Origin of the sequence: Mesorhizobium sp. M7A.F.Ca.CA.003.01.2.1 (genome assembly GCF_003998945.1) — a bacterium.
GTDB lineage: Bacteria > Pseudomonadota > Alphaproteobacteria > Rhizobiales > Rhizobiaceae > Mesorhizobium > Mesorhizobium ciceri.
Genome location: NZ_RZRA01000532.1, coordinates 1 through 3,922, shown reverse-complemented (window position 1 = coordinate 3,922; position 3,922 = coordinate 1). Strand labels below are relative to the sequence as shown.

Genomic DNA, 3,922 nt, shown 5'->3' with positions numbered 1-3,922 from the left:
CTCCAAAGCCTGCTCGACATAATGGAAACGTGAGCGGAATTTCTCGTTGGTGCCGCTCAGCGCTGCTTCCGAATCGAGCTTGAGGTGGCGACCGAGATTGACGACGGCAAACAGCATGTCGCAGAACTCGTCCTTGATCGAGGCGGTGTCGCCCTTGGCCAGCGCCTCGCGCAATTCGCCGATCTCTTCCTCGATCTTGTCGAGGATGGGTGCTGCCTCGCTCCAGTCGAAGCCGACGCGGGCGGCCTTCTCCTGAAGTTTCAGCGCCCGGGTCAGCGCGGGCAGGGCGACCGGCACGCTATCCAGAAACCCCTTGCCATTGTCTTCGGGATCGAGACCGCGCGCGAGGCGGGCGCTTCGTTTCTCTGCCTTCTCTTCTGCCTTGATCTTTTCCCACATGCCCTTGGCCATGCCGGCGCTGCGGGCCTTTTCGTCGCCGAAGACATGCGGATGGCGTCGGATCATTTTCGTCGTGATGGCTTGCACCACATCGGGGAAGGCAAACTCGCCGGCCTCCTCGGCCATTTGCGCGTGGTAGACGACCTGCAGCAGCAGATCGCCGAGTTCGTCGCGCAGATCGTCGAGGTCGCCGCGCGCGATGGCATCCGCGACCTCATAGGCCTCTTCGATCGTGTAGGGCGCGATGGTCGAGAAATCCTGTTCGATATCCCAGGGACAGCCGGTCTTCGGCGCCCGCAGCGCCGCCATGATCTCGATCAGGCGCGAAATGTCTTTCGATGGCGTCATAGGGCTGATGCTATCGCGCGGCCGGCCGCGCGGCCAACGCTGTCAGCCGGCGAGAGTGCCTTGTCCACAGGCGAGCCACGTCAGTCGAGCACCGAGACGATCGCTTTGGCGAGGTCGTCCATGCCGTCCTCGGGCAGGCCGGCGACATTGATGCGGCTGTCGCCGACCATGTAGACGCCGTGCTCGGCGCGCAGCCGTTCGACTTGCGCTTCGGTGAGGCCAAGGCGGGAGAACATGCCGCGATGGCTGGCGACGAAATCGAAGCGGTCGGAATTGGATTGCCGGCGCAGGGCTTCGGAGAACTGGACACGGAGTCTCAGCATGCGCAGCCGCATCTCTTCAAGTTCGGCTTCCCAGTCTGCACGCAAGGCGGCGTCCTCCAGCACGATGCGTACGGCTGCTGCCCCGTGGTCCGGCGGCATCGAATACATGGCGCGCGCCGCCGACAGCATCTGGCTCATCGCCACATCTGCCTGTGCGCCGTCCTTGGCCAGGATCATTGCTGCGCCGACGCGGTCGCGGTAGACGGCGAAATTCTTCGAGCAGCTCGACGCGACGACCATTTCCGGAACTTTCGCCGCCAGCAGGCGCAAGCCGAGGGCGTCGGCCTCAAGGCCATCGCCAAAGCCCTGATAAGCGATGTCGACGAACGGCAGCAGCGCGCGCTCGACGACCAGATCGGTAACGGCTGCCCACTGTGCCGCATCCAGATTGGCGCCGGTTGGGTTGTGGCAGCAGCCATGCAGCAGCACGACGTCGCCGCTCTTTGCGGTCCGCAGGGCCGCCAGCATGTCGTCGAAGCGAACAGCACCCGACGCGGCGTCGAAATACGGGTATTCACGGATCTGCAGGCCGGCGGCGCGCATCACCGGCATGTGGTTCGGCCAGGTCGGGTCCGACAGCCAGATGGTTGCGTCCGAACGCGTCCGCTTCAGCAATTCCGCCACCAGCCGCAGCGCGCCGGAGCCGCCGGGCGCCTGTGCGGCGCGGATGCGCGTCATGTCAGCGCCCGGACCGAAGGCGAGCTTGGCCATCACCGTGTTGAAGCCGGTATCGCCGGCAAGGCCGAGATAGGTCTTGGTGTCCTGGGCCTGCAGCAGGCGCTTTTCCGCCTCGCGCACGGCGCGCATAACCGGCGTCTTGCCGTCGCGATCCTTGTAGACGCCGACGCCGAGATCGACTTTGTCGGGGCGCGGATCGGCGCGATAAAGGCCGATCAGGGCCAGGATCTTGTCGGCGGGGGCGGGCTGCAGGGTCTCAAACATCGATAGGGCTCCAATGGCGGCGGAGTGATACGCAAATCGGTCGCGTTTCGCCAGCGGTTTTAGCTAGGTGCTCCAGCCCGAGACGGCTGGGAAGCCTGCCCTGCGCGCTCATGGATGAGGGTTTGAAGGGAAACCTATTGATGCGCGTCGGAAATGACCAGCCGGCACGAGCAGAGCGATCACGCCATCCTCTGCGCCGGCATGAGCGCTTCCGTGCGTAATTTCGGCTTTGCCTCGGCCAGCGGTCAGCGGTCAGCCCCCGCCGGGCCTGTCTTTCACAGCCTGCCGCAACAGCCAGGCGACCGCGCCCAGCACCATCAAGGCCAGCCCGAACCATGTCAGGGCATAGACCAGATGGTTGTTGTGGAACGAAACGACCGTCAGGCCGCCGACCGGCCACCCTCCCGGATTGGGCGTGGCATCGGCATCGATGAAATAAGGAGCGACCTGCCCGATGCCTTGCTTGGCGGCGATCGCCTGTACATCGCGCGAATACCAGCGGTTGGCAGCCGGATCGTTGGTGCGCAGGAAGCCGCCTTTCGGTTCGCTGATGCGCAACAGGCCATGAATTCCGGTGTGATCGCCCGAGGGCTTGCCTGCGAAGCGGGTTGCCGGATCGCGCTTGTCCGTCGGCACGAAGCCCCTGTTCACCAGAATCGTGAAGCCATCATCCGCTCGGAACGGCGCCATTACCCAGAAGCCACCGCCGAGATCGGTGACCGCCTGGACCAGGGTCTCGCGATCACCGAGAAACCGGCCCGTGACGACGAGGCGGCGATACTCGTCATCCCTGGCGTTGATCGCTGGCCAGGCCGAAGGCGCCGGGGCGGCCACGGGTACTGCCTTGAGACGCTGGTCGACACGCTCGATCAGGTCGAGCTTCCAGACGCGGCGCTCCAGCTGCCAGATACCGAGCGCCGAGAACCCTGCGATGCCGATGGCTCCGCAAAGGCAAAGCATCAATAGCGTCCATCTCGAACGCGTAACCCTTTGGCCGTCGCCTGTATTCGGATGCGGTGTCGTCCGCGCCTGTTCGTCCAAAGCCAGGTCCCTCTCTCAGGGTATCTGACTCATGTCATGGCCGGGCATCATGTTGACGTTCAGATGGTACATGACCCAGAGCGAGCCCGTCAGCGCGATCATCACCAGGATGAGGGTGAAGATCAGCGCCATCATGGTCCAGCCGCTCTCCGACCTGGTGTTCATATGCAGGAAGAACACCATGTGGACGATGATTTGCACGACGGCGAAGGCCATGATGGCAATCGCCGACGCCATCTGATTGCCGAGCGCGTTGGTCATGACCAGCCAGAAGGGAACGGCGGTCAGCACGACGGACAGGCCGAAGCCTGTCAGATAGCCGGCCAGCGAGCCGTGATTGACGCCGTGATGCGCGTGGCTGTGGTTGCTGGTGTCTGTTTGGTGCCCGGCGCTCATCGCAACATTCCCATCAGATAAACGAAGGTGAAGACGCCGATCCAGATGACGTCGAGGAAGTGCCAGAACATGCTCAGGCACATCAGGCGCCGCTGGTTCGCGGCGATCAGCCCATGCCTGGAGACCTGCACCATCAGCACCACCAGCCAGACCAGGCCGAAGGTGACGTGCAGGCCATGCGTTCCGACCAGCGTGAAGAACGACGAAAGAAAGCCGCTGCGCTGCGGCGTCGCCCCCTCGTGGATGAAATGGGCGAATTCGTAGAGTTCGATGCCGAGAAAGGCGAGGCCGAACAGGCCGGTGATCACCAGCCACACCTGCATCGGCCTCACTCGCCCTTTCGCCATCTCCAGCATCGCGAAGCCGTAGGTGATGGAGGACAGGAGCAGCATGGTGGTGTTGAGCGCGACCAGCGGAAGATCGAACAGGTCCTTCGGCGCGGGCCCGGCGGCGTAGTTGCCACCGAGCACGCC

General features: G+C 64.0%; 5 protein-coding genes. All 5 read right to left on the bottom strand.

The window, feature by feature from the left end; all coding sequences use genetic code 11:
• Positions 1-747: nucleoside triphosphate pyrophosphohydrolase (mazG, locus tag EN969_RS20460; RefSeq protein WP_127419342.1), on the bottom strand; the 747-nt coding region annotated here is incomplete at its 3' end.
• An 80-nt stretch (positions 748-827) separates the two neighbouring features.
• A complete protein-coding gene (locus tag EN969_RS20455; protein ID WP_063168042.1) occupies positions 828-2,012 on the bottom strand; it encodes an amino acid aminotransferase in 1,185 nt (394 codons plus the stop codon).
• A gap of 252 nt (positions 2,013-2,264) precedes the next feature.
• Positions 2,265-2,972, bottom strand: a complete 708-nt coding sequence (locus EN969_RS20450; RefSeq protein ID WP_063168041.1) for an SURF1 family protein — start codon at positions 2,970-2,972, stop codon at positions 2,265-2,267.
• 96 nt (positions 2,973-3,068) lie between these two features.
• On the bottom strand, positions 3,069-3,449 hold the full coding sequence (gene cyoD, locus EN969_RS20445) for a cytochrome o ubiquinol oxidase subunit IV (protein WP_013531503.1): 381 nt from the start codon (positions 3,447-3,449) through the stop codon (positions 3,069-3,071).
• A partial coding sequence (locus tag EN969_RS20440) for a cytochrome (ubi)quinol oxidase subunit III (RefSeq protein WP_164758377.1) occupies positions 3,446-3,922 on the bottom strand: 477 nt, incomplete at its 5' end. The genes cyoD and EN969_RS20440, both read right to left, overlap by 4 nt.